Annotated in this window: 20 protein-coding genes and 1 tRNA gene; 5 read left to right on the forward strand and 16 right to left on the reverse strand. The window is 63.4% G+C overall.

All coding sequences use genetic code 11. The annotated features are described in order from the left end of the window. Positions 1-66: 66 nt before the first annotated feature. The 4 genes from KW843_RS23350 to nirB form a co-directional block, all read right to left on the reverse strand. Entirely contained in the window at positions 67-879 is an 813-nt protein-coding gene (locus KW843_RS23350) for a formate/nitrite transporter family protein (protein ID WP_218297533.1), read from the reverse strand. A 390-nt stretch (positions 880-1,269) separates the two neighbouring features. Continuing rightward, positions 1,270-2,580 carry a nitrate regulatory protein gene (locus tag KW843_RS23355; protein WP_218297534.1) on the reverse strand — a complete coding sequence of 437 codons (1,311 nt, stop codon included), beginning with the start codon at positions 2,578-2,580 and terminating at the stop codon, positions 1,270-1,272. A gap of 165 nt (positions 2,581-2,745) precedes the next feature. Next, a complete protein-coding gene (nirD, locus tag KW843_RS23360; RefSeq protein ID WP_218297535.1) occupies positions 2,746-3,105 on the reverse strand; it encodes a nitrite reductase small subunit NirD in 360 nt (119 codons plus the stop codon). A 20-nt stretch (positions 3,106-3,125) separates the two neighbouring features. Continuing rightward, positions 3,126-5,660: a nitrite reductase large subunit NirB gene (gene nirB, locus KW843_RS23365; RefSeq protein WP_218297536.1), complete on the reverse strand. Its 2,535-nt coding sequence runs from the start codon at positions 5,658-5,660 to the stop codon at positions 3,126-3,128. A 620-nt stretch (positions 5,661-6,280) separates the two neighbouring features. On the opposite strand from nirB, the gene KW843_RS23370 reads away from it, so the two are divergent. Continuing rightward, on the forward strand, positions 6,281-6,484 hold the full coding sequence (locus KW843_RS23370) for a hypothetical protein (protein WP_218297537.1): 204 nt from the start codon (positions 6,281-6,283) through the stop codon (positions 6,482-6,484). Positions 6,485-6,664: 180 nt separating this feature from the next. Here the strand turns inward: KW843_RS23370 and KW843_RS23375 are convergent, their stop codons facing one another. From KW843_RS23375 to thrS, 10 genes are all read right to left on the reverse strand, one after another. Beyond that, positions 6,665-6,964: a single-stranded DNA-binding protein gene (locus KW843_RS23375; RefSeq protein ID WP_218297538.1), complete on the reverse strand. Its 300-nt coding sequence runs from the start codon at positions 6,962-6,964 to the stop codon at positions 6,665-6,667. 245 nt (positions 6,965-7,209) lie between these two features. Beyond that, positions 7,210-7,286, reverse strand: a tRNA-Pro gene (locus KW843_RS23380). A gap of 30 nt (positions 7,287-7,316) precedes the next feature. Further along, positions 7,317-7,751 (reverse strand): MerR family transcriptional regulator, encoded by a 435-nt coding sequence (locus KW843_RS23385; protein WP_218297539.1) that lies wholly within the window; start codon positions 7,749-7,751, stop codon positions 7,317-7,319. A 97-nt stretch (positions 7,752-7,848) separates the two neighbouring features. Further along, entirely contained in the window at positions 7,849-8,175 is a 327-nt protein-coding gene (locus KW843_RS23390; RefSeq protein WP_218297540.1) for an integration host factor subunit alpha, read from the reverse strand. 23 nt (positions 8,176-8,198) lie between these two features. Then, entirely contained in the window at positions 8,199-10,646 is a 2,448-nt protein-coding gene (gene pheT / locus KW843_RS23395; protein ID WP_218297541.1) for a phenylalanine--tRNA ligase subunit beta, read from the reverse strand. Positions 10,647-10,774: 128 nt separating this feature from the next. Further along, a complete protein-coding gene (pheS, locus tag KW843_RS23400) occupies positions 10,775-11,827 on the reverse strand; it encodes a phenylalanine--tRNA ligase subunit alpha (protein ID WP_218297542.1) in 1,053 nt (350 codons plus the stop codon). A 101-nt stretch (positions 11,828-11,928) separates the two neighbouring features. Continuing rightward, the gene (rplT, locus tag KW843_RS23405) at positions 11,929-12,288 is read right to left on the reverse strand and encodes a 50S ribosomal protein L20 (protein ID WP_005795139.1); all 360 of its coding nucleotides are present in this window, start codon (positions 12,286-12,288) and stop codon (positions 11,929-11,931) included. 24 nt (positions 12,289-12,312) lie between these two features. Then, the gene (rpmI, locus tag KW843_RS23410; protein ID WP_056645539.1) at positions 12,313-12,516 is read right to left on the reverse strand and encodes a 50S ribosomal protein L35; all 204 of its coding nucleotides are present in this window, start codon (positions 12,514-12,516) and stop codon (positions 12,313-12,315) included. Between the two features lie 184 nt (positions 12,517-12,700). Beyond that, the gene (infC, locus tag KW843_RS23415) at positions 12,701-13,309 is read right to left on the reverse strand and encodes a translation initiation factor IF-3 (RefSeq protein ID WP_370627732.1); all 609 of its coding nucleotides are present in this window, start codon (positions 13,307-13,309) and stop codon (positions 12,701-12,703) included. An 80-nt stretch (positions 13,310-13,389) separates the two neighbouring features. Beyond that, the gene (thrS, locus tag KW843_RS23420; RefSeq protein WP_218297543.1) at positions 13,390-15,309 is read right to left on the reverse strand and encodes a threonine--tRNA ligase; all 1,920 of its coding nucleotides are present in this window, start codon (positions 15,307-15,309) and stop codon (positions 13,390-13,392) included. A gap of 579 nt (positions 15,310-15,888) precedes the next feature. Here thrS and KW843_RS23425 point away from each other — a divergent pair. The 3 genes from KW843_RS23425 to KW843_RS23435 all read left to right on the forward strand — a co-directional run bounded on the left by KW843_RS23425 (position 15,889) and on the right by KW843_RS23435 (position 17,845). Beyond that, a complete protein-coding gene (locus KW843_RS23425) occupies positions 15,889-16,824 on the forward strand; it encodes a glycosyltransferase family 2 protein (protein ID WP_218297544.1) in 936 nt (311 codons plus the stop codon). Positions 16,825-16,991: 167 nt separating this feature from the next. Beyond that, positions 16,992-17,384 (forward strand): GtrA family protein, encoded by a 393-nt coding sequence (locus KW843_RS23430; protein WP_218297545.1) that lies wholly within the window; start codon positions 16,992-16,994, stop codon positions 17,382-17,384. Positions 17,385-17,422: 38 nt separating this feature from the next. Further along, positions 17,423-17,845, forward strand: a complete 423-nt coding sequence (locus KW843_RS23435; protein ID WP_218297546.1) for a hypothetical protein — start codon at positions 17,423-17,425, stop codon at positions 17,843-17,845. 183 nt (positions 17,846-18,028) lie between these two features. On the opposite strand, the gene aceA is transcribed toward KW843_RS23435, so the two are convergent. Next, entirely contained in the window at positions 18,029-19,360 is a 1,332-nt protein-coding gene (gene aceA / locus KW843_RS23440) for an isocitrate lyase (RefSeq protein ID WP_055402695.1), read from the reverse strand. Here aceA and KW843_RS23445 point away from each other — a divergent pair. Continuing rightward, positions 19,359-19,616 (forward strand): hypothetical protein, encoded by a 258-nt coding sequence (locus tag KW843_RS23445; RefSeq protein WP_218297547.1) that lies wholly within the window; start codon positions 19,359-19,361, stop codon positions 19,614-19,616. The genes aceA and KW843_RS23445 overlap by 2 nt on opposite strands. Here KW843_RS23445 and KW843_RS23450 read toward each other — a convergent pair whose 3' ends face one another. Then, a complete protein-coding gene (locus KW843_RS23450) occupies positions 19,617-20,039 on the reverse strand; it encodes a gamma-glutamylcyclotransferase (RefSeq protein ID WP_218297548.1) in 423 nt (140 codons plus the stop codon). Positions 20,040-20,062 lie beyond the last annotated feature (23 nt).

Below are 20,062 nucleotides of genomic sequence, written 5' to 3' on the forward strand. Positions count from 1 at the left end.
GCCCCGCCGCGCTGGCGGCGTCCCCATGCCCGCAGCGCGCAGCGGCGAGGTCGCTCAGGGAGAAGCTCAGACATGGTGGCGCTTGGGCGCGGTCTTGTAGTGCGTGGAATACAGCGTGGCACCGACGAAGGTCAGGCCTCCGACCAGATTGCCGAGCACCGTGGGAAGCTCGTTCCAGATCAGATAGTCCATCAGCGTGAACTTGCCGCCCAGCATCAGGCCGGTGGGAAACAGGAACATGTTGACGATGGAATGCTCGAAACCCATGTAGAAGAAGATCATGACCGGCATCCACATGCCAATGGCCTTGCCCGAGACCGTGGTGGACATCATCGCGGCGACCACGCCGGTGGAGACCATCCAGTTGCACATCACGGCACGCACGAACAGCGTGAGCATGCCGGCAGCGCCATGGGCGGCATAGCCCACCGTGCGGCCCTCGCCGATGTGGCCGAGCTTCTCGCCGACGGCATTGGGCGCCTCGCTGAAGCCGAAGGTGAAGATGATGGCCATGAACACCGCCACCGTCAGTGCGCCCGCGAAGTTGCCCACGAACACCAGGCCCCAGTTGCGCAGCACGCCCGCCCAGGTGGCGCCTGGGCGCTTGTCGAACACCGCCAGCGGTGCGAGCGTGAACACGCCCGTCAGCAGGTCGAAACCCATCAGGTACAGCATGATGAAGCCCACGGGGAACAGCATGGCGCCGACCAGCGGGTTGCCGGTGTTGACCGTGACGGTCACGGCAAACGCGGCCGCCAGCGCCAGGATGGCGCCGGCCATGTAGGAGCGGATCAGCGTGTCGCGGGTGGACATCAGGAGCTTGGATTCACCGGAGTCGACCATCTTGGTCACGAACTCGGCAGGGGCAAGGTAGGCCATTGAATTTCCTTTGGGACGGGAGACTATTGACAGCGTCCCGGACGGCGGGCCGGCGGAACGCGCAAGGAGGAAAAAAGAAAACGGCGTCCGCTGCGCCGTCCTCCAGTCATCTGGAGGAGACGCAAGGGACGCCGTTATCCTTGGATGCGCGATTCCTTTGCCCGCGGAAGACCACGGACGGTGGGTTGGCAAGCCGCCTTTAGCCGACAACCACTTCTCTCCATGCAAGTTCCATACCCCTGATGGAATGGTGCATCGGAGCGTGGCCCGTCCCTCTCTGGCGCATGCGCGGCGACCATCGCAAGAAATGAGCCTCCACTCGGTGCGGCACCGGCACCACAGTGGGTCACCAGTGCCTGCCCGCCCCGTTGCGGGGCACCGCGACGCTATCTATGAGGACTTGGCGCCTGACAGCGCAGACTGCGCAAAGGCGAGATCGGGCAGGGACAGCGTGGCCTCCGCCACCTCGAGCAGCCGGCGGTTCTGGTCCATCGAGGTTTTCTGCAACACGCGGAAGGCGACTTCCTCGTTCATGCCCAGGCGGGCCATCAGCACCCCCTTGGCGCGCTCGATCACCTTGCGTTCGTTCAGCGTGCGGCGCGCCGCCTCCAGCTCGGCCTCCATGCTGGCCATGCGCGCCGACTGGGCCTGCAGCAGTTCCAGCAGCGAAGCCGATTCGGCCCCGTGCGTGCCGGCCGCCGCCTCCGGCACGGACGTGGGTGCAATCGCGATGTCGAAGAACCGGTCCACCGCGTGCGTGCGCTGCGGCGGGTTGTCGCGCAGGCCGCGCAGCAGGCCCCTGGAGTCCTGCAGGTCCTGCTGCGCTTCGAGGATGCGAGCCTCGCAGTCCTCGCGCAGACGCTGGACCAGTTCGACCTGCAGTTGCCACAGCGCGTTGATGCGCTCCGTGCACACGTCGAACCAGGCGTCGCTCAGGTTGCTGTCCAGGGCGGCGCCGGGGCGCACCACGCACAGCGTGCGCCGCAGCCGCTCCAGCTGGGCCATGCCGGGGGCAAGCTGCTGCTGCTCCCAGCGTCCACGCAGGGCCGGATCGGCAAACTCGGAAAACACGCGCAGGCTGCGCTCCTGCGCGTCGATGAGGTGCAGCACCCGCTGCTGGTGCGCGTCGCTGCCCTGGCCAGAGGCATAGAGCAGCGCGCCCATGGCGCGCTCCTGGCCCGCCTCTTCCTGCGCCTGCACCAGGTGCAGCAAAGCCACCAGCTGGCGCGATACGCTGGGCAGCCCCGCCGCATCGGCCACATGGAAGACCAGCTCGATCAGACCCGCGATCAGGTGGCTGAACGCAGCGATCGAGTCGTGTGCGGTCATCGCCTGCTTGTCAATCTGGCTGCGCAGCGCGGGCAGAGAATCAAGCCCCAGGAGGGCCCACGCCATGAGCGACAAGGCCTTGGCCGTCGCGCCCTGTTCGGGTTCCACATGCTGGGCAAATTCCTGGCGCAGTCGCGCCTCCAGTGGCAGCACCTCCTGGATGATCCGGCTGCGCATGTCGGCAAAACGCTGGGCATTGGACGCCAGGTAGGCGCCCGATGCGCCGCGCTCGCGCTGCAGACCTTCTATCAGCTGGCCGATCGTGTCCACCAGAACGGCCCGGCTGGCGAGGTGGCGCACCGCGTCGATCTCCAGCTGGCGCGAGCGCAGCACAAGGGTCGAAACGGTCAGGGACGCGGCCTGGTCGGGCATGCGGGAACTCCAGAAAATCGATACGAGGGAATGCTAACCCCAGAACCTGCCGCGCGCCCGCCAAGCCTCCAGGGGCCTGCGCGGAACGCGATGCAATGCACTTCCGCACAACCCGGCCCGAAGAGTTGCCGGGACACGGCCTCAAGAGACCTCAAGGGCAGGCCCTCAGGCCACTGCAATGCTGATGCGCCCACCCTCGGCGCGCACGCCGTGCGCCCGCACCGAATGCTCGGGCGCCTCCAGGCATTCGCCCGTGCGCAGGTCGAAATGGTTCTTGTACAGCGGCGAGGCGACGACGACGCGCTCGCCCAGGTTGCCGATCAGCCCGCGCGAGAGCACGCTGGCGCCCGACTTCGGGTCCACGTTGTCGATGGCGAAGAACTGGTCGCTGCCGGTGCGGAACACCGCCACATGGCGGTTGGCCACCAGGGCGCAGACGCCGGTGCTGGGCAGGATGTCGTCGACCGCGCAGATGTCGGTCCAGGCAAGGGGGTCGGTGCTGCTGTTCATGGGGAGTGCGCTCATGGTGTCCTCGTCCTTCTTCTTCAAGCGGCCTGGTGGATGGGGATGACCTTGGCGCCGCGCTCCTCCGCGCGGGCCGGGCGGATCTGGCCGCGCTCCTCGACGAAGAGCACGTTCTCGTCGGCCTTGTCGCTGTTCACGAACGAGCGGAAGCGCTTGCGCGTCTCGGGGTCGGTCACGGCGGTCTTCCATTCGCACTGGTAGGTATCGACCACGTTCTGCATCTGCGATTCGAGCTCGGCGCACAGGCCCAGGCTGTCCTTTTGCAAGACATCCTTGAGGTAGTCGAGGCCACCTTCGAGGTTCTCGCGCCAGGTGCTGGTGCGCTGCAGCCGGTCGGCCGTGCGCACGTAGAACATCAGCACCCGGTCGATCATGCGCACCAGGTCTTCCTTGGACAGGTCGGACGCGAACAGCTCGGCATGGCGCGGTTTCATGCCGCCGTTGCCGCAGATGTAGAGGTTCCAGCCCTTTTCGGTGGCGATGATGCCGATGTCCTTGCCCTGCGCCTCGGCGCATTCGCGCGTGCAGCCCGAGACGCCGAACTTGATCTTGTGCGGAGCACGCAGGCCCTTGTAGCGGTTCTCCAGCTCCACGGCCAGGCCCACGCTGTCGCCCACGCCATAGCGGCACCAGGTCGAGCCCACGCAGCTTTTGACCGTGCGCAGGGACTTGCCGTAGGCATGGCCGGACTCGAACCCGGCGGTGATCAGCTCCTCCCAGATCAGGGGCAGCTGTTCCAGGCGCGCACCGAACATATCCACCCGCGCACCGCCGGTGACCTTGGTGTACAGGCCGTACTTCTTGGCCACCTGGCCCACGGCGATCAGGCCGTCGGGCGTGACCTCGCCACCGGGCATGCGCGGCACCACCGAGTAGGTGCCGTCCTTCTGGATGTTGCCCAGGTAGTAGTCATTGCTGTCCTGCAGGCCGGCCAGCTCCTTCTTGAGCACGAACTCGTTCCAGCACGAGGCGAATACGCTGGCCGCCACGGGCTTGCAGATGTCGCAGCCCATGCCCTTGCCGTGCTGGGCCAGCAGTTCGCCGAAGCTCCTGATGTTGCCCACGCGCACCAGGTGGTAGATCTCCTGGCGCGAGTACGCGAAGTGCTCGCAGATGTGGTTGTTCACGGCCATGCCGCGGCGCGCCATCTCGGCTTTCATGACCTGGGTGACCAGGGGCACGCAGCCGCCGCAGGTGGCACCGGCCTTGGTGCAGGCCTTCATCTCTGCGATGGTGCAGGCGCCATTGCCCACGGCTTCGCAGATGCCGGCCTTGGTGACGTTGTTGCACGAGCAGATCTGTGCCGTGTCGGGCAGGGCATCCACGCCCAGGCCGGGTTTGGCCTTGCCATCGCTGGACGGGAAGATCAGGAACTCGGGGTCCTCGGGCAGCGTGATGCCGTTCAGGGCCATCTGCAGCAGCGTGCCGTATTCGGTGGCGTCGCCGATCAGCACGGCGCCCAGCAGTTGCTTGCCGTCTTCGCTGATGACGATCTTCTTGTAGACCTGGCGGCGCTCGTCCACATACTGGCAGGTGCGGCTGTGGGGCGTTTTCGCATGGGCGTCGCCGATGCTGGCCACGTCCACGCCCATGAGCTTGAGCTTGGTGCTCATGTCGGCGCCGACGAAGGCAGCGTCTGTCTCACCCGCGATGTGGCGGGCCGCCACGCGCGCCATGTCGTAGCCGGGTGCCACCAGGCCGAAGGTCTGCTCGTTCCACGAGGCGCATTCGCCGATGGCATACACGTCATGGTCACTGGTGCGGCAGGCGCTGTCGATGGCCACGCCACCGCGCGGGCCGACGGCCAGCAGGCTCTGGCGCGCCAGCTCGTCGCGCGGGCGGATGCCGGCGGAGAAGACGATCATGTCCGTCTCCAGCCAGGTCCCGTCGGCAAACACCATCCGGTGGCGCGCACGGGCGCCATTGGTGATCTCCTGAGTGTTGCGGCCGGTGTGCACCTGCACGCCCAGCTCCTCGATCTTGGCGCGCAGCACGCGGCCACCGCCCTTGTCCACCTGCACGGCCATCAGCCGGGGGGCGAACTCGACCACATGGGTTTCGAGGCCCATGTCGCGCAGCGCCTTGGCGCATTCCAGACCCAGCAGGCCGCCGCCCACGACCACGCCGGTCTTGGACTTGGCGCCCGAGGCCTGCATGGCCTCCAGGTCCTCGATGGTGCGGTAGACGAAGCAGTGGTCACGGTCGCGCCCCGGCACCTGGGGCACGAAGGGGTTGGAGCCGGTGGCCAGCACCAGCTTGTCGTAGTGCAGCACCTCGCCGTCGACCGTGGTCACGGTGCGAATGCGGCGGTCCACCGATGCGGCCCGCGCCGCCAGGCGCAGGGTGAAGCCGGTGCGCTCGAAGAAGCCGGGCTCGACCAGGGAGAGTTGCTCGGCCGTGGTGCCGCTGAAGAAGGCGGAGAGGTGCACCCGGTCGTAGGCGGGGCGTGGCTCCTCGCACAGCACGGTGACCTCGACGCCGGTCATGCCGGTCTCGGCCAGGCTTTCGAGGAACTTGTGGCCGACCATGCCGTGGCCAATGAGAACGATTTTCATGCTAGTGATCCTGCAATGGACCGGGCCGCCCGGAGGGCAAGTGCAGGGATGCTGTGCATCGGCAGCCCCGAGGGAGGCAACCAGTGCACCTCACCCTCCGCAACGGCACGGGTGTGGATTGGAACGACCCCACGAGAGGCTCATAGCCTCGCTCGTCCGGGGGTTCCGCCATCATTAGCGGAGGGTGTTGGTCGGTCCGACGGCAGCTTCACCGGCAGACATGCAACGGTAGATCGCAATATCCATGCCGCCCTTTCAGCCCCTGCGGCCACATAGCGCTCGCCAGGAGCGGGCAAGCGGGTTGGCATCAGCGACCCGGCCGGCACGGAGTCGCATCAATGCGGTGCAAACCATCACCAAATCAGGGCATCGCCTCAGGTTGGGACAAATTGCCGCAGGCAGACCGCGTCGGAATGCCCCAGGGACAGCCAGGAGTTCTGGTACCTGGAACGCGTGCCGTGTGCTGGTTTGTTGCCATTCTTTCTTTTTCAAACGTGCCCGCCTCATGCAGACTGAGACGATGCAGTCCGGCCGGTCAGGACACCTGTTCAGTGCTCCTGAAAGGATGGCCAGCCAGGGCAGGAATCCCAGAGCTTTTTTCCTATATGAGGACTACCAACATGAGCGTGGAACGCAGAGGCAGCGCGGACAGGCGCAGCGGAAAGGACCGCCGGCAAGTGGAAAAAGGGCCGCCCACCAACTATGAACGCAGGCGCACGGTCGAAGCGCGGCAACCCGAGCTGACGGAACTGCACCTGAGCGAAGAAGAACTCAAGGCACTGGGATTCGCGCAGGACCAGCCAGCACCCCAAAAACCAACCTGATCGCTGCGACCTGGCAGCAGCCACGTTTTCAATGCTGTTTCGTGCGCGGCAGGGTATCCGTCGCAAGCACCGCCCAGGCAGGCGGCCGGACTCGCCCACCCTCTCCTCTTGCACCGCCCGCTGGCACGTCACGCCGCGGCGAGCGCGAGCCGCAGAATCAGTTTTGCATCGCCTTGTTTTTTATTCGCCGTGCAGCGTGAGCAGGCGGTGCGCGACCATGTCCAGCGCGGGCCGCGTGTTTCCCTGCTTGTCCGTCCAGACTCTTGGCGTGATGCTTCCCGCCAGCGCCACAGAGTCTCCATCGCGCAGGGCGTGCATGGAGGCGCAGACCCCTGCCTCAAATGCAATCACGTTGACGAACAGCGTCTCGCCATCCGCCGTGCTTGCTCGCACCTTGGAGACGGTAAAAGGCTTCCCGGCCTTGTCAGTACGCCGCTCGGCCTCGCCATACAGCCTGCCGGCCACCAGTCCATCGATCATGAGAGTCCTTTGCGGGGCGAGCCGCTACTTTGGTTTTGGCGGGTGCAACCGCAACACGGGCTGACCACATGTCAGCACTACCTCGACAGGGAGCCTGCTGATCAGCGGGGGCTCGGTATCGCCACCATGCCTGCACAGCACGCAGCAGCAAGCCGCCTTTCATTTCACCCCAGGCCGTGTTGCATGTTTTTCCGCGACCAAGCAAAAAAGCCCAGAACCTTTCGGTTCTGGGCTTTTGCTAACAATGGTCGGCGTGGCGGGATTCGAACTCGCGACCCCTTGCACCCCATGCAAGTGCGCTACCAGGCTGCGCTACACGCCGACAAGACTTAGATTATATGCAGAAAAAAGGTCAACCCAGAGAAAGTAGCGCCCGAATTTCAAATAATTCTTTGCGCACCGCATTGGAGTCCAGCGTGATGCCCATCGCATCGATGGAAAGATCGCGTGCACTGTCCACCAGCATGCTGGGCATCTCTGAGTCAAACCCGTTCATCGCGCCATCGGCCCCTGCCTCATCGCGGGCGGGATGCGCAAGCTCCTGCAGGCGATTGCGCGCGCCACTGATGGTGAACCCCTGGTCATACAGCAGATCCCGGATGCGGCGGATCATGAGCACTTCATGATGCTGGTAGTAGCGCCGGTTGCCACGCCGCTTCATGGGGCGCAGTTGAGTGAACTCCTGCTCCCAGTAACGCAATACATGGGGCTTGACGCCACAAAGCTCCGCGACCTCACCAATCGTGAAGTAGCGCTTGGCGGGGATCGAAGGAAGGGGGGTGCCCATGGGTGGTGGATTCAAACCGGTCAGCCAGCTAGCGTACTGCAGACGCGCACAGACCGCCAGTCATCGGCAACATTCTGGTCACAAAAACGGCACAAATTCACGATCCGGCAGCCGTCTGGATCTGTTCCTTGAGTTTGCTGCTGGCGTGAAACGTCACCACGCGGCGTGCCTTGATCGGAATGGCCTCGCCCGTGCGCGGGTTGCGCCCGGGCCGTGGTGCCTTGGTGCGAATCTGGAAGTTGCCGAAACCCGACAACTTCACATCCTTGCCCTCCACCAGGCTCTGCGAGATCAGGTCGAAGAATGCGTCGATCATGTCCTTGGACTCGCGCTTGTTCAAGCCAATCTGGTCAAACAGCAGATCGGCCAGTTGTGCCTTGGTCAGCGCTGGCGTTTCCAGGCTTTCGACGGCGAATTCGATCATGGCGTCAGCTCCCTTGAACATCATCAGACACGCAGCCGTGCGCCCATGCGCTGGGCCAATTGCCCCACCACCGCTTGAACAGCGGCATCGATCTCGGCCTCGGTGAGCGTCGCCTCGTCGCTGCCCAGAGTCAGGCGCACCGCCAGGCTCTTCTCCCCGGGAGCCAGGCCACCGGCGGGTGCCTCTTCGCCCGCACGCAGCGCCTTGGGCCGGTAAACGTCGAACAGCACGGCCGAACGCAGCATTGCGCCGGGCACCGCTTGCTGGACCGCCGCCATGACCTCGGCATGGGTGACCCGCTCAGCGACCACCACCGCCAGATCACGTTCGACGGACTGGTGCTTGGCCACGGACTTGAATTGGGGCACTGCACGCTGCAATACGGCATCCAGTTCGAGTTCAAACATCACCGGCGCTTGCGGGAGCTCCCACGATTGGCGCCACTGCGGGTGCAGCTCGCCCACGAAACCCACGGCCCGCCCGTTGAGGAGCACCCGCGCGCAACGGCCGGGGTGCATCGCAGGATGGACGGCCGGCTCGAACGTGGCTTGCAGCGGCGCCAGCAAGGCCTCGAGATCGCCCTTCACATCGAAGAAGTCGATCGACTGCTCCTTGCGGCCCCACTGGAGCGCATCGTTGGGTCCATAAGCCAGACCGGCCACGCGCATGGGCTGGTGAAAGCCTTCCACCGTAGTGTCGGTGTTGGCCACGCTGGCATCCCGCAGGAACACACGGCCCAGCTCGAACACGCGCACGCGCTCGGCGCGGCGATCCAGGTTGAACTTGAGCACCTGCAGCAGAGAGCCCAGCAGGCTCGAGCGCATCACGCTCATCTGGCTGGCGATGGGGTTGAGCAGCTTGATGGGCTGCGCGTTGGCCGCCAGCTCCCGCTCCCAGCGCTCTTCCACGAAGCTGAAGTTGATGGTTTCCTGGTAGCCCAGGCCCGCCAGCGTACGGCGCACGGCGAACGGGCTGCGCGTGGCCTCGGCCGGCAGCTTGGGGGTGATGGGGGCCAGCGGCGGCGTCGTGGGCAGGTTGTTGTAACCCACCATGCGCGCAACCTCTTCGATCAAGTCTTCTTCGATGGTGATGTCGAAGCGGTAGGCCGGTGGCGCCACGGTGAGGGTGCCCTCGCCTTCCGCGAACGGCAGGCCCAGGCGCCTGAACACGTCGGCGCACTGCACCTGCGTGAGCGGCATGCCGATGACCTTGGCCGCGCGCGCCACGCGCAGCGTGACGGGCTGGGGCACGGGCAGGTTCACGCGCTGGTCGTCCATCGGGCCGCAGGCCGTCTCGGGCGTGCCGCAGATGTCGATCACCAGCTGGGTGATGCGCTCAATGTGCTCCACCGTCAGCGCAGGGTCCACGCCGCGCTCGAAGCGGTGGCCCGCATCGGTCGAGAAGTTGTAGCGGCGCGAACGCCCGGCCACTGCCTTGGGCCACCAGAAGGCAGCCTCGATGTAGATGTGCTTGGTGTCGTCCGAGACGGCGGTGGCGTCCCCGCCCATGATGCCGGCGAGCGACTCGACCTGCTGGCTGTCGGCGATCACGCCGACCTTTTCGTCGACGGTGATGGTGTTGCCGTTGAGCAGCTTGAGCGACTCGCCCGCCTTGCCCCAGCGCACATCCAGCCCGCCATGGATCTTGTCCAGGTCGAAGATGTGCGAGGGACGGCCCAGCTCGAACATCACGTAGTTGGAGATGTCCACCAGCGGCGACACTCCACGCTGGCCGCAGCGCGCCAGGCGGTCCAGCATCCACTGCGGCGTGGTGGCGCGCGTGTTCACGTTGCGCACCACGCGGCCGCTGAAACGGCCGCACAGGTCAGGGGCACTGATCTTCACGGCCAGGGTGTCCGGGACTTTGGAGGCCACTGCCGGGAAGGCCGGCTGCGAGAGGGGCACGCCGGTCAGCGCGGAGACTTCGCGGGCGATGCCGTACACGCTCAGGCAGTGCGCCAGGTTGGGCGTGAGCTTGAGCGTGAACAGCGTGTCGTCCAGGTTCAGGTGCTCGCGGATGTCCTGGCCCACGGGCGCGGAGGCATCAAGTTCGAGCAGGCCGCCGTGGTCTTCCGACAGCTTGAGCTCGCGCGCCGAGCACAGCATGCCCTGGCTTTCCACACCGCGCAGCTTGCCGACCTTGATCAGGAAGGGCTTGCCGTCGTCGCCCGGCGGCAGCTCGGCGCCCACCAGGGCGCAGGGCACCTTGATGCCCACGCGCGCATTGGGTGCGCCGCACACGATGTTGAGCAGGGCGCCCTGCCCCACGTCCACCTGGCACACGCGCAGGCGGTCGGCATCGGGATGCTGCACGGCTTCCTTGATCTCGCCCACGACGATCTTCGCGAACGGCGGCGCCACGGGGCGCAGCTCCTCCACCTCCAGGCCGGCCATGGTCAGCGTCTCGGCCAGCTCGGCGGTCGAAAGGGGTGGGTTGCAGAACTCACGCAACCAGGATTCAGGGAATTGCATAGTCGAACTCTTGTACGGGGTCGTATACGGAAATTACCCTGCGCGGTCTCTCGGGACACATGCGCCAGGGTGAAAACGGCTGGGCGGACCGCCGGGCTGCCCGAATGGCAGCCGTCCGGCCCTGCTGGTTACTGGAACTGCGACAGAAAACGGATGTCGCCGTCAAAAAACAGGCGCAGGTCGTTCACGCCATAGCGCAGCATGGTCAGGCGGTCGGGGCCCATGCCGAAGGCAAAGCCGATGTATTTTTCGGGGTCCAGACCCATGTTGCGCACCACGTTCGGGTGCACCTGGCCGGAGCCGGCCACTTCGAGCCAGCGGCCGGCGAGCGGGCCGGTCTGGAACTGGATGTCGATCTCGGCGCTGGGCTCGGTGAAGGGGAAGAAGCTCGGGCGAAAGCGCAGCACCAGGTCGTCGCTTTCAAAGAAGGTGCGGCAGAACGCGGTGAAGATGACCTTCAAGTCCTTGAAGCTCACGTTCTCACCAATCCACAGGCCTTCGCACTGGTGGAACATGGGCGAGTGCGTGGCGTCGCTGTCCACACGGTAAGTGCGGCCCGGCGCGATGACGCGGATCTCGGGCATGGGCTGGCCGGCGTCGAGCAGCGCGCGGTGCTTCTTCACATGCTGCACCGCGTGGCGGATCTGCATGGGGCTGGTGTGGGTGCGCAGCAGGTTGGGCGCCTCGGGGGTGCCGCCTTCCACGTAGAAGGTGTCGTGCATGGAACGCGCGGGGTGGTCTTCCGGCGTGTTCAGTGCGGTGAAGTTGAACCAGTCGGTCTCGATCTCGGGGCCCTGGGCCACGTCGAAACCCATGGAGCCGAAGATGCCCTCGATGCGCTCGAGCGTGAGCGACACGGGGTGCAGGCCGCCCTGCCCGCGCTGGCGCCCTGGCAGGCTTACGTCCAGGGCCTCTGCCTTGAGCTGGACCTGCAGTTCCGCATCGGCCAATGCCTGGCGGCGCGCGGTGAGCGCGGCCTCGATGGCCTGCTTGGCGACGTTGATGGCGGCGCCGCGGGACTTCTTCTCATCCACCGACAGCTGCGCCATGCCCTTCATGAGCTCGGTCACGCGACCCGACTTGCCCAGGAACTGCGCCTTGGCATTTTCCAGATCAGCAGGGGTGGCGCTTTGGGCAAACAGTTGCGTCGCGCTCTCGACCAGGGAATCCAACTCGTTCATATCGACTCTTGAAAATGAACAAGGGCTAGCGCCTTTTCAAGCCCTAGCCCTTGCTGTTATTGCGCAAGCAGCTATCAAAAAGATAGCAGCTCATCGTGAACTCAAGCAGCCAGCTTGGCCTTGACTTGCTCCACGATGCTGCCAAAGGCAGCCTTGTCGTGCACTGCGAGGTCGGCCAGCATCTTGCGGTCGATCTCGATGGATGCCTTCTTCAGGCCGTTGGCGAACTGGCTGTAGGTCAGGCCCAGTTCACGGGCAGCGGCGTTGATACGGGCGATCCACAGCTGGCGGAACACGCGCTTCTTGGTGCGGCGGTCACGGTAGGCATATTGCCCAGCCTTCATTACCGCCTGTTTGGCGATGCGGAAGACGTTACCGCGGCGACCACGGAAGCCCTTGGCGAGGGCGAGAACTTTCTTGTGACGGGCACGGGCCGTTACACCACGTTTGACGCGAGGCATGTGAGTACTCCTTGTTCGTCGTTATTAAAGGCCAGCACCGGGCAGCATTTGTGCGATAGAGCCCATGTTGGTCTCATGCACAGCAACTGCACCACGCAGGTGGCGCTTGTTCTTGGTGGTCTTCTTGGTCAAGATGTGACGCTTGAAGGCTTGACCGCGCTTGACGGTGCCACCGGGACGAACGCGGAAACGTTTTTTCGCGCTGCTCTTGGTCTTCATTTTGGGCATGTGAATGCTCCTTTTCGTTGTGCTCGTGAGGCGTTTGCAAACCGATCTGCAAACTTGTTGGCCCCGAGCCACTTTTTCAGCCGGTATTCACCGGCTGTGCGGCAGTGCCTTCGCACTGCCTATCGCCGGAAGTGTCCCTTGCGGGCCACCTCTGGCAAATCTCTGTCTCTTCTGCGCGGGCCGCTCAGGCCGCACTGCCCGAAGGCGTGCTTTCAGCGGCTGCCGGCTTGGCTGCAGCAGGCTTCTTCTTGCCCGGCGCGATCATCATGATCATCTGGCGGCCTTCCAGCTTGGGAAACTGCTCGATGATGATGGAATCGGCCAGCTCATCGCGAATGCGGTTGAGCAGCGCCAGACCCAGTTCCTGGTGGGTGATTTCACGGCCGCGGAAACGCAGCGTGATCTTGCACTTGTCACCATCGGCCAGGAAGCGGCGGATGTTGCGCATCTTGATGTTGTAGTCGCCATCGTCCGTGCCCGGACGGAATTTGACTTCCTTGATCTCGATCACCGTCTGCTTGGCCTTCGCCTCCGCAGCGCGCTTTTGCTCCTGGTACTTGAACTTGCCGTAGTCCATCAGGCGGCACACCGGTGGGTTCGCTGTGGCAGCGATTTCCACCAGATCCACATCCAGCTCGCCTGCCATGCGCAGGGCTTCCATGAGGCTGACCACGCCCAAAGGCTCATTCTCTGGCCCGGACAGACGGACTTCCGGGGCCATGATTTCACGGTTCAGGCGGTGCTTGCGCTCTTCACGGTGGCGACGATCACGAAATTCAGTAGCGATGGCTATCTTCCTTCAATCAAAATACTACAAAAAATGTAGCTACAACCGCACAGCTGGCATGCGACAAAGCACGTTTTGAATCAAACTCAGGCTTTGGTGGCGATGTCCTGGGCGATCAGCTCAGCGAACGCTTCGATGGACATCACTCCGAGGTCACGATTGCCCCGGCCGCGTACTGCAACGGCGCCTGCGGCCTTTTCCTTGTCGCCCGCGACGAGGATGTATGGCAGCTTTTGCAACGAATGCTCACGTATTTTATACGTAATCTTCTCATTGCGCAGATCGACCGCCACCCTAAGGTCTTGATTCGGCAGCGCTTTTTGCAGCTTTGCAGCAATTTCGCGACAGTAATCGGCCTGCGCATCGGTGATGTTGAGCACCGAAACCTGCACGGGCGCAAGCCACACCGGGAATGCGCCCGCATAGTGCTCGATCAGCATTCCGATGAAGCGCTCCATGCTGCCCACCGTGGCGCGGTGCAGCATCAACGGGCGCTTGCGGCTGCCGTCTTCGGCCACGTATTCCGCATCCAGGCGCTCGGGCAGGTTGGGGTCGATCTGCATCGTGCCGCACTGCCATTGCCGGCCCAGCGCGTCCTTGAGCGTGTACTCGATCTTGGGCCCATAGAACGCGCCCTCGCCTTCGGCGATCTCGAACTCGCAGCCCGAATGGCGCAGGCCATCCATCAGTGCCTTCTCGGCGCGGTCCCACGATTCATCGGTACCGATGCGCGCCTCGGGCCGTGTGGCCACCTTGTAGATGATGTCGGTGAAGCCGAAGTCCTTGTAGACCTTCTGCACCAGCGCCGTGTAGTTGGCGCACTCTTCCAGCACCTGTTCTTCGGTGCAGAAGATGTGGCCGTCGTCCTGCGTGAAGCCGCGCACGCGCATGATGCCGTGCAGGCCGCCCGTGGGCTCGTTGCGGTGGCAGGCACCGAACTCACCGTAGCGCAGCGGCAGGTCGCGGTAGCTCTTGATGCCCTGCTTGTAGATCAGGATGTGGCCGGGGCAGTTCATCGGCTTGAGCGCGTACTCGCGCTTTTCCGATTCGGTGGTGAACATGTTGTCGCGGTACTTGTCCCAGTGGCCCGTTTTCTCCCACAGGCTCTTGTCCAGGATCTGCGGCCCCTTGACCTCCTGGTAGCCGTTGTTGCGGTACACGCGGCGCATGTACTGCTCCACCTCCTGCCACAGCGCCCAGCCCTTGGGGTGCCAGAACACCGTGCCCGGCGAATGCTCGTCCATGTGGAACAGGTCCAGTTCGCGGCCAAGCTTGCGGTGGTCGCGCTTCTCGGCCTCTTCCAGCATCGTGAGGTATTGCTGCAGCTCCTCCTTGGAGGTCCAGGCCGTGCCATAGATGCGCTGCAGCATCTCGTTGCGGTGGTCGCCGCGCCAGTAGGCGCCTGCCACCTTCATGAGCTTGAAGAACTTGAGCTTGCCCGTGCTGGGCACGTGGGGGCCACGGCACAGGTCTTCGAAATTGCCTTCGCGGTACAGGCTCACATCTTCATTGCTGGGGATGCTGGCAATGATCTCGGCCTTGTAGTGCTCCCCCAGGCCCTTGAAGTAGGCCACGGCTTCGTCGCGCGGCAGCACGCGCCGCACCACGGGTTCGTCCTTGGCGGCCAGCTCGGCCATGCGCTTTTCGATGGCCACCAGGTCTTCAGGCGTGAAAGGACGCTTGTACGCGAAGTCGTAGAAGAAGCCGTTTTCGATCACCGGGCCGATGGTCACCTGCGCCTCGGGGAACAATTCCTTGACGGCATAGGCCAGCAAGTGGGCCGTGGAGTGGCGGATGACTTCCAGCCCATCGGCATCCTTGGCCGTCACGATCGCCAGCGGGCTGTCGACCGTGATCTGGTAGCTGGTGTCCACCACCTTGTCGCCAATCTTGCCGGCCAGGGCGGCTTTGGCCAGGCCAGAACCAATGGATGCGGCCACTTCGGCCACCGTGACCGGACCCGGGAATTCGCGCTGCGAGCCGTCGGGAAGCGTGATGTGAATCATGGGATAACTCTTTCTTTTCGATCAGTGCAATGGGTGCGGGCACGCGCCAGGCCCAAAAACAAAAAAGCGCGGAACGGGTCCGCGCTTTCTGGAGGAGGTGTGCAATCTCGTGCAGGCGCGAACAGCCAGCCTCAACGGCCGGTCAACATCTCCGATGTAGTTCGCGGTGTCATAACCAGATTGCCTTTCTCGCTCTTGTGCAGTGAATTTGCCTTCATTTTACCCCTGCCGCCCTGGATCCTCCATTTGTGCCGGCGTTTACCCGGGGTTCAATGGTTTTTGCGCCACACAGTTGCGTTGCAAACACACGCCACCGCTCTCGCAAACACCGCGTGATGCCTGGCGGCTCGCCAAAATGTGAGACAGTAATGCGCGCGAGCGCAGGCAGCACTCGAAACGACAGCGATACCACGCCCAGATACCTGGCGAAGATGCCCCTGTGTGTATTGGCGCGTGACTTGACTTGCCTGCAAGGGCCGCCAGTGCTCTTGCCAGGACATGACCGCGCGCTCAGCCCGTGCAACGCACGTCCGCCCTGCAGACCAGCCGCCACGGGCCCATTGGCTTATGAGAACGTTTATGCACCCAGAGATTTCCGTCGTCATCCCGGTCTACTGCGAAGAAAAGGGAATCCACGTCACGCTGCACGAAGTGGATAGATTCCTCAGCGCGACAGCATCCTCCTGGGAAATCGTGGTGGTGGATGACGGGTCTCGCGATGACACCTGGGGCCAGCTCAGCGCCATCTCCCAGAAAATTCCGCAGTTGAGGGCCCTGAAGCTGAGCCGCAACTTTGGAAAGGAGGCCGCTGTCTCCGCGGGAATGGAAGCCGCCAGGGGCAAGGCGGTTGTCATCATGGATGGAGACATGCAGCACCCCCCTTCCCTGCTGCCCCAGATGATCGAAACATGGCGCAGCGGCACGGTCGACATCGTGGAGGCCGTCAAATCGAACAGGGGCGACGAAACCCGCCTGTCTGCGGCACGCGCCAAGCTCTTCTACTTCATATTGAGGGTGTTCTCGGGCCACGACCTCAAGGGTGCCTCAGACTACAAACTGCTGGACCGGCGGGTTGTCGACGCCTATCTCACCATGAAGGAGCGCAACGTTTTCTTCAGGGGCATGGTGAGCTGGATGGGCTTCCGCTCGATCCAGATTCCCTTCGAAGTGGAACCGCGGGTCGCTGGAGACTCCGGCTGGTCCGTCTTCGGATTGATCCGCCTTGCGGCCGTGGCAGTCACCAGTTTCAGCTCCTTCCCCCTGCACCTGATCACGATTTTCGGCGCGGTATTTCTGTGTTTCTCTGTGCTCCTGGGCATGCACACCGTTTACATGAAATTGAGTGGAATGGCGGTTGACGGATTCACCACGGTCATACTGCTGCTGCTGATCATCGGCAGTTTTCTGATGATGGGCCTGGGAATCATTGGCGAATACCTGGCACGCATCTATGACGAAGTGAAGTACCGCCCGCGATACATCGTTTCCACGGAACTGCCCAAGGACGGGCCTTGACCCGATACGCACCGGTGCCGCCAGGGCGGCGCCACCGTGCCTGGCACGGGAACACCATCCATGGCATGCCAGCAGACGGCCGGTGAAAGCAAACCTTTGTGGCAACAGCCCTTCCGCCACCGCCTGCCGCAAGCCCACACTCACAATTACGGATACCCGCCACTGCCATGCCAAAGCTATCAAAGCTCCTTCGCTACGGCGTCGTGGGCGTTATCGGGGCGGTGTCGCACATGTCCACGCTCTTCCTCCTGGTGGAATTCGATTTCGCGGGCCCTGTCGTCGCCACCACCGCCGGGTTTCTGGTGGCGCTGCTGATCTCCTACGCAATGAACAGGATATGGACGTTCGGCTTCACCGGAAGCTATTGGGCATCGCTCGTCAAGTACTGCATCGTCTCGGTGATCGGACTGGGCCTGAACATCCTCATCATCAAGCTGTTCACGGACTATCTGGGCCTGTGGTACGGATGGGGAGCCTTCTTCGCCGTGGGCGCCGTCGCACTCAACAATTTTGTTCTGAACAACGCCTGGACCTTCACCCAGAAAGCCCCGTCCCGTTGATGCCACACGGCAGATAGCTGTCTGCCAAGAACATCCACATGGAAACCGAAGACATGCCGACAGCACCCCCTCCATCTGCCGACAGATCGCCGAGTCATTGGATTGCACTGCTCTTCATTGCGCTGCTGGGCGCGATCCAGATCTATTTTTACGACATCACGTTCCACGGCCCGGATCAGATCAGGGACATGGAAATTGCACGGAAGCTGATCCACAACGGCGAATGGCCCTTGCGCGGCCCTCCACTTTTTGGAGAACGCCTGAGCCTGCCCCCCGGGTTTTACTATCTGCTCGCGGCCCCCTTGCTGATCCGGGACAGCGAAGTTTCCGTATTCATCGCCTTCGGCATCCTCTTCGCGTTGTCGGTGTGGTACCTGTGGAGGAACATCAGCGCCTGTTTCGGCCCGCGGTGTGCGCTTGCCTACGCCGTGCTGGCATTCCCGGTCTGTTCATCGCTGTAGCTGCGCCGTGACAGCGGTAGTGCCCACCTTCACCCCGCAGAGCGGGCACCTCGCTGCGGGGCCCGCCAGCTTGCCATTCGAGGAGCGGTGGAAGCTGCGGCGAAACCCCATGAAAAAAGCCACCCCGCAGGGTGGCTTTCTTGTCTTGCTGTCTCCCCATCCCCCTGTGCGGGGGACGCCGGATCAGTGGAACTGCTCTTCTTCGGTCGAACCCGTCAGGGCCTTCACGGAGGACGAGCCACCCTGGATCACCGTGGTCACGTCGTCGAAGTAGCCTGCGCCCACTTCCTGCTGGTGCGACACGAAGGTGTAGCCCTTTTCGCGTGCTGCGAATTCTGGCTCTTGCACCATTTCGGTGTAGTGCTTCATGCCTTCGCCCTGGGCGTATGCATGGGCGAACTGGAAGGTGTTGAACCAGTTGATGTGGATGCCGGCCAGCGTGATGAACTGGTACTTGTAGCCCAGTGCCGACAGGTCTTCCTGGAACGAAGCGATCTGCTTGTCGTTGAGGTTCTTCTTCCAGTTGAACGATGGCGAGCAGTTGTACGACAGCAGCTTGCCGGGGCAGGCGGCGTGCACGGCCTGGGCGAATTCACGGGCGAAGCCGATGTCCGGCACGCCGGTTTCGCACCACACCAAGTCGGCGTAGGGGGCGTAGGCCACGCCACGGCTGATGGCTTGCTCCAGGCCGTTCTTGACGCGGTAGAAGCCTTCTTGCGTGCGCTCACCAGTCAGGAAAGGCTTGTCGTTGGCGTCGTGGTCGGACGTGATCAGGTTGGCGGCTTCGGCGTCGGTGCGGGCCAGCACGATGGTGGACACGCCCATCACGTCGGCCGCGAAGCGTGCGGAAATCAGCTTCTCGCAGGCTTCCTGCGTGGGCACCAGCACCTTGCCACCCATGTGGCCGCACTTCTTCACGGCCGCCAGCTGGTCTTCGAAGTGAACGCCTGCGGCGCCCGACTGGATCATGTTCTTCATGAGTTCGAAGGCATTCAGCACGCCGCCGAAACCGGCTTCCGCATCGGCCACGATGGGCAGGAAGTAGTCGATGAATTCCTTGTCGCCGGGGTTGATGCCACGGCCCCACTGGATTTCGTCGGCACGCTTGAAGGTGTTGTTGATGCGGCGGACCATGGTCGGCACCGAGTCATATGCGTACAGCGACTGGTCGGGGTACATCGTTTCGCTGGTGTTGCCGTCGGCGGCCACTTGCCAGCCCGACAGGTACACGGCTTCGAGGCCTGCCTTGGCCTGCTGCATGGCCTGGCCGGCGGAGATGGCGCCAAACGCGTTCACGTAGCCCTTCTTGGCGCCGCCGTTGATCTTGTCCCACAGCTTTTCAGCACCGCGCTTGGCCAGCGTGTGCTCGATGGGCAGCGAGCCGCGCAGGCGCACCACGTCAGCGGCGGAGTAGCCGCGCTTCACACCCTTCCAGCGGGGGTTGGTCGCCCAGTCTTTTTCCAGGGCGGCAATTTGCTGTTCGCGGCTCAGTTGTTCGTTGAGGGATTGGGGCATGAGATCACTCCAGGGGTTGGTTGAAAACGCCGGGCTGCTGCGTGCTGCCCTTGGGAACAACTTTAAGTCTTCTATAAGACTTGCGCAAGCTCTTATGTCTTATAGAAGAGATAAATTTTCTTCTTTCAAAACAACAGCTTACACACAACATTTCTCAATACAGAAATTGATTTCTCATATCGAGAAAAATTGCGGCAATGCAGCATCTATCGCATTCCAAATCATGAAATCCAATTTCCGCATTGCAAAAGATTGATCAGGAATCGGCTGGCGGCTGCAAAGCCTGCAGCCAATCCCCCCCGGCGATGCGCTGGGCGGACTCCACGTACCTCGGGTTGACCTCATAGACCAGGCAGGAAACGCTGCGTCCCTCGACCTCGACCACGATGTCGCGCTTGGCATATTCGTCGCTCGGATTGGCGCCCAGGTCCTCGATCTCGTCCAGAACGGATTCCAGCGCCGGCGCGATGGCATAGACCTCCCCGGTCACCGACCGCCCTCCACCCAGCGTCATGCCGGGATACCCCCCGAGGTGATAGAGGCTGCCCGCCATCCGGGCCATCCCGATGAACCTTGGCGCCGGCCGCAGGCGGTTGATGTCGTTGGTGCCGCCGCGTCGCAGCGTTCCATAGACAAAGACATGGCGTGCAGGGGGGGCGGGCACGGATTCGTCGGGCATGATGCGCACTCTTTTTCGTTGAA

The sequence above is a fragment of the Acidovorax sp. sif1233 genome (assembly GCF_019218755.1).
Classification (GTDB): Bacteria; Pseudomonadota; Gammaproteobacteria; order Burkholderiales; family Burkholderiaceae_C; genus Acidovorax.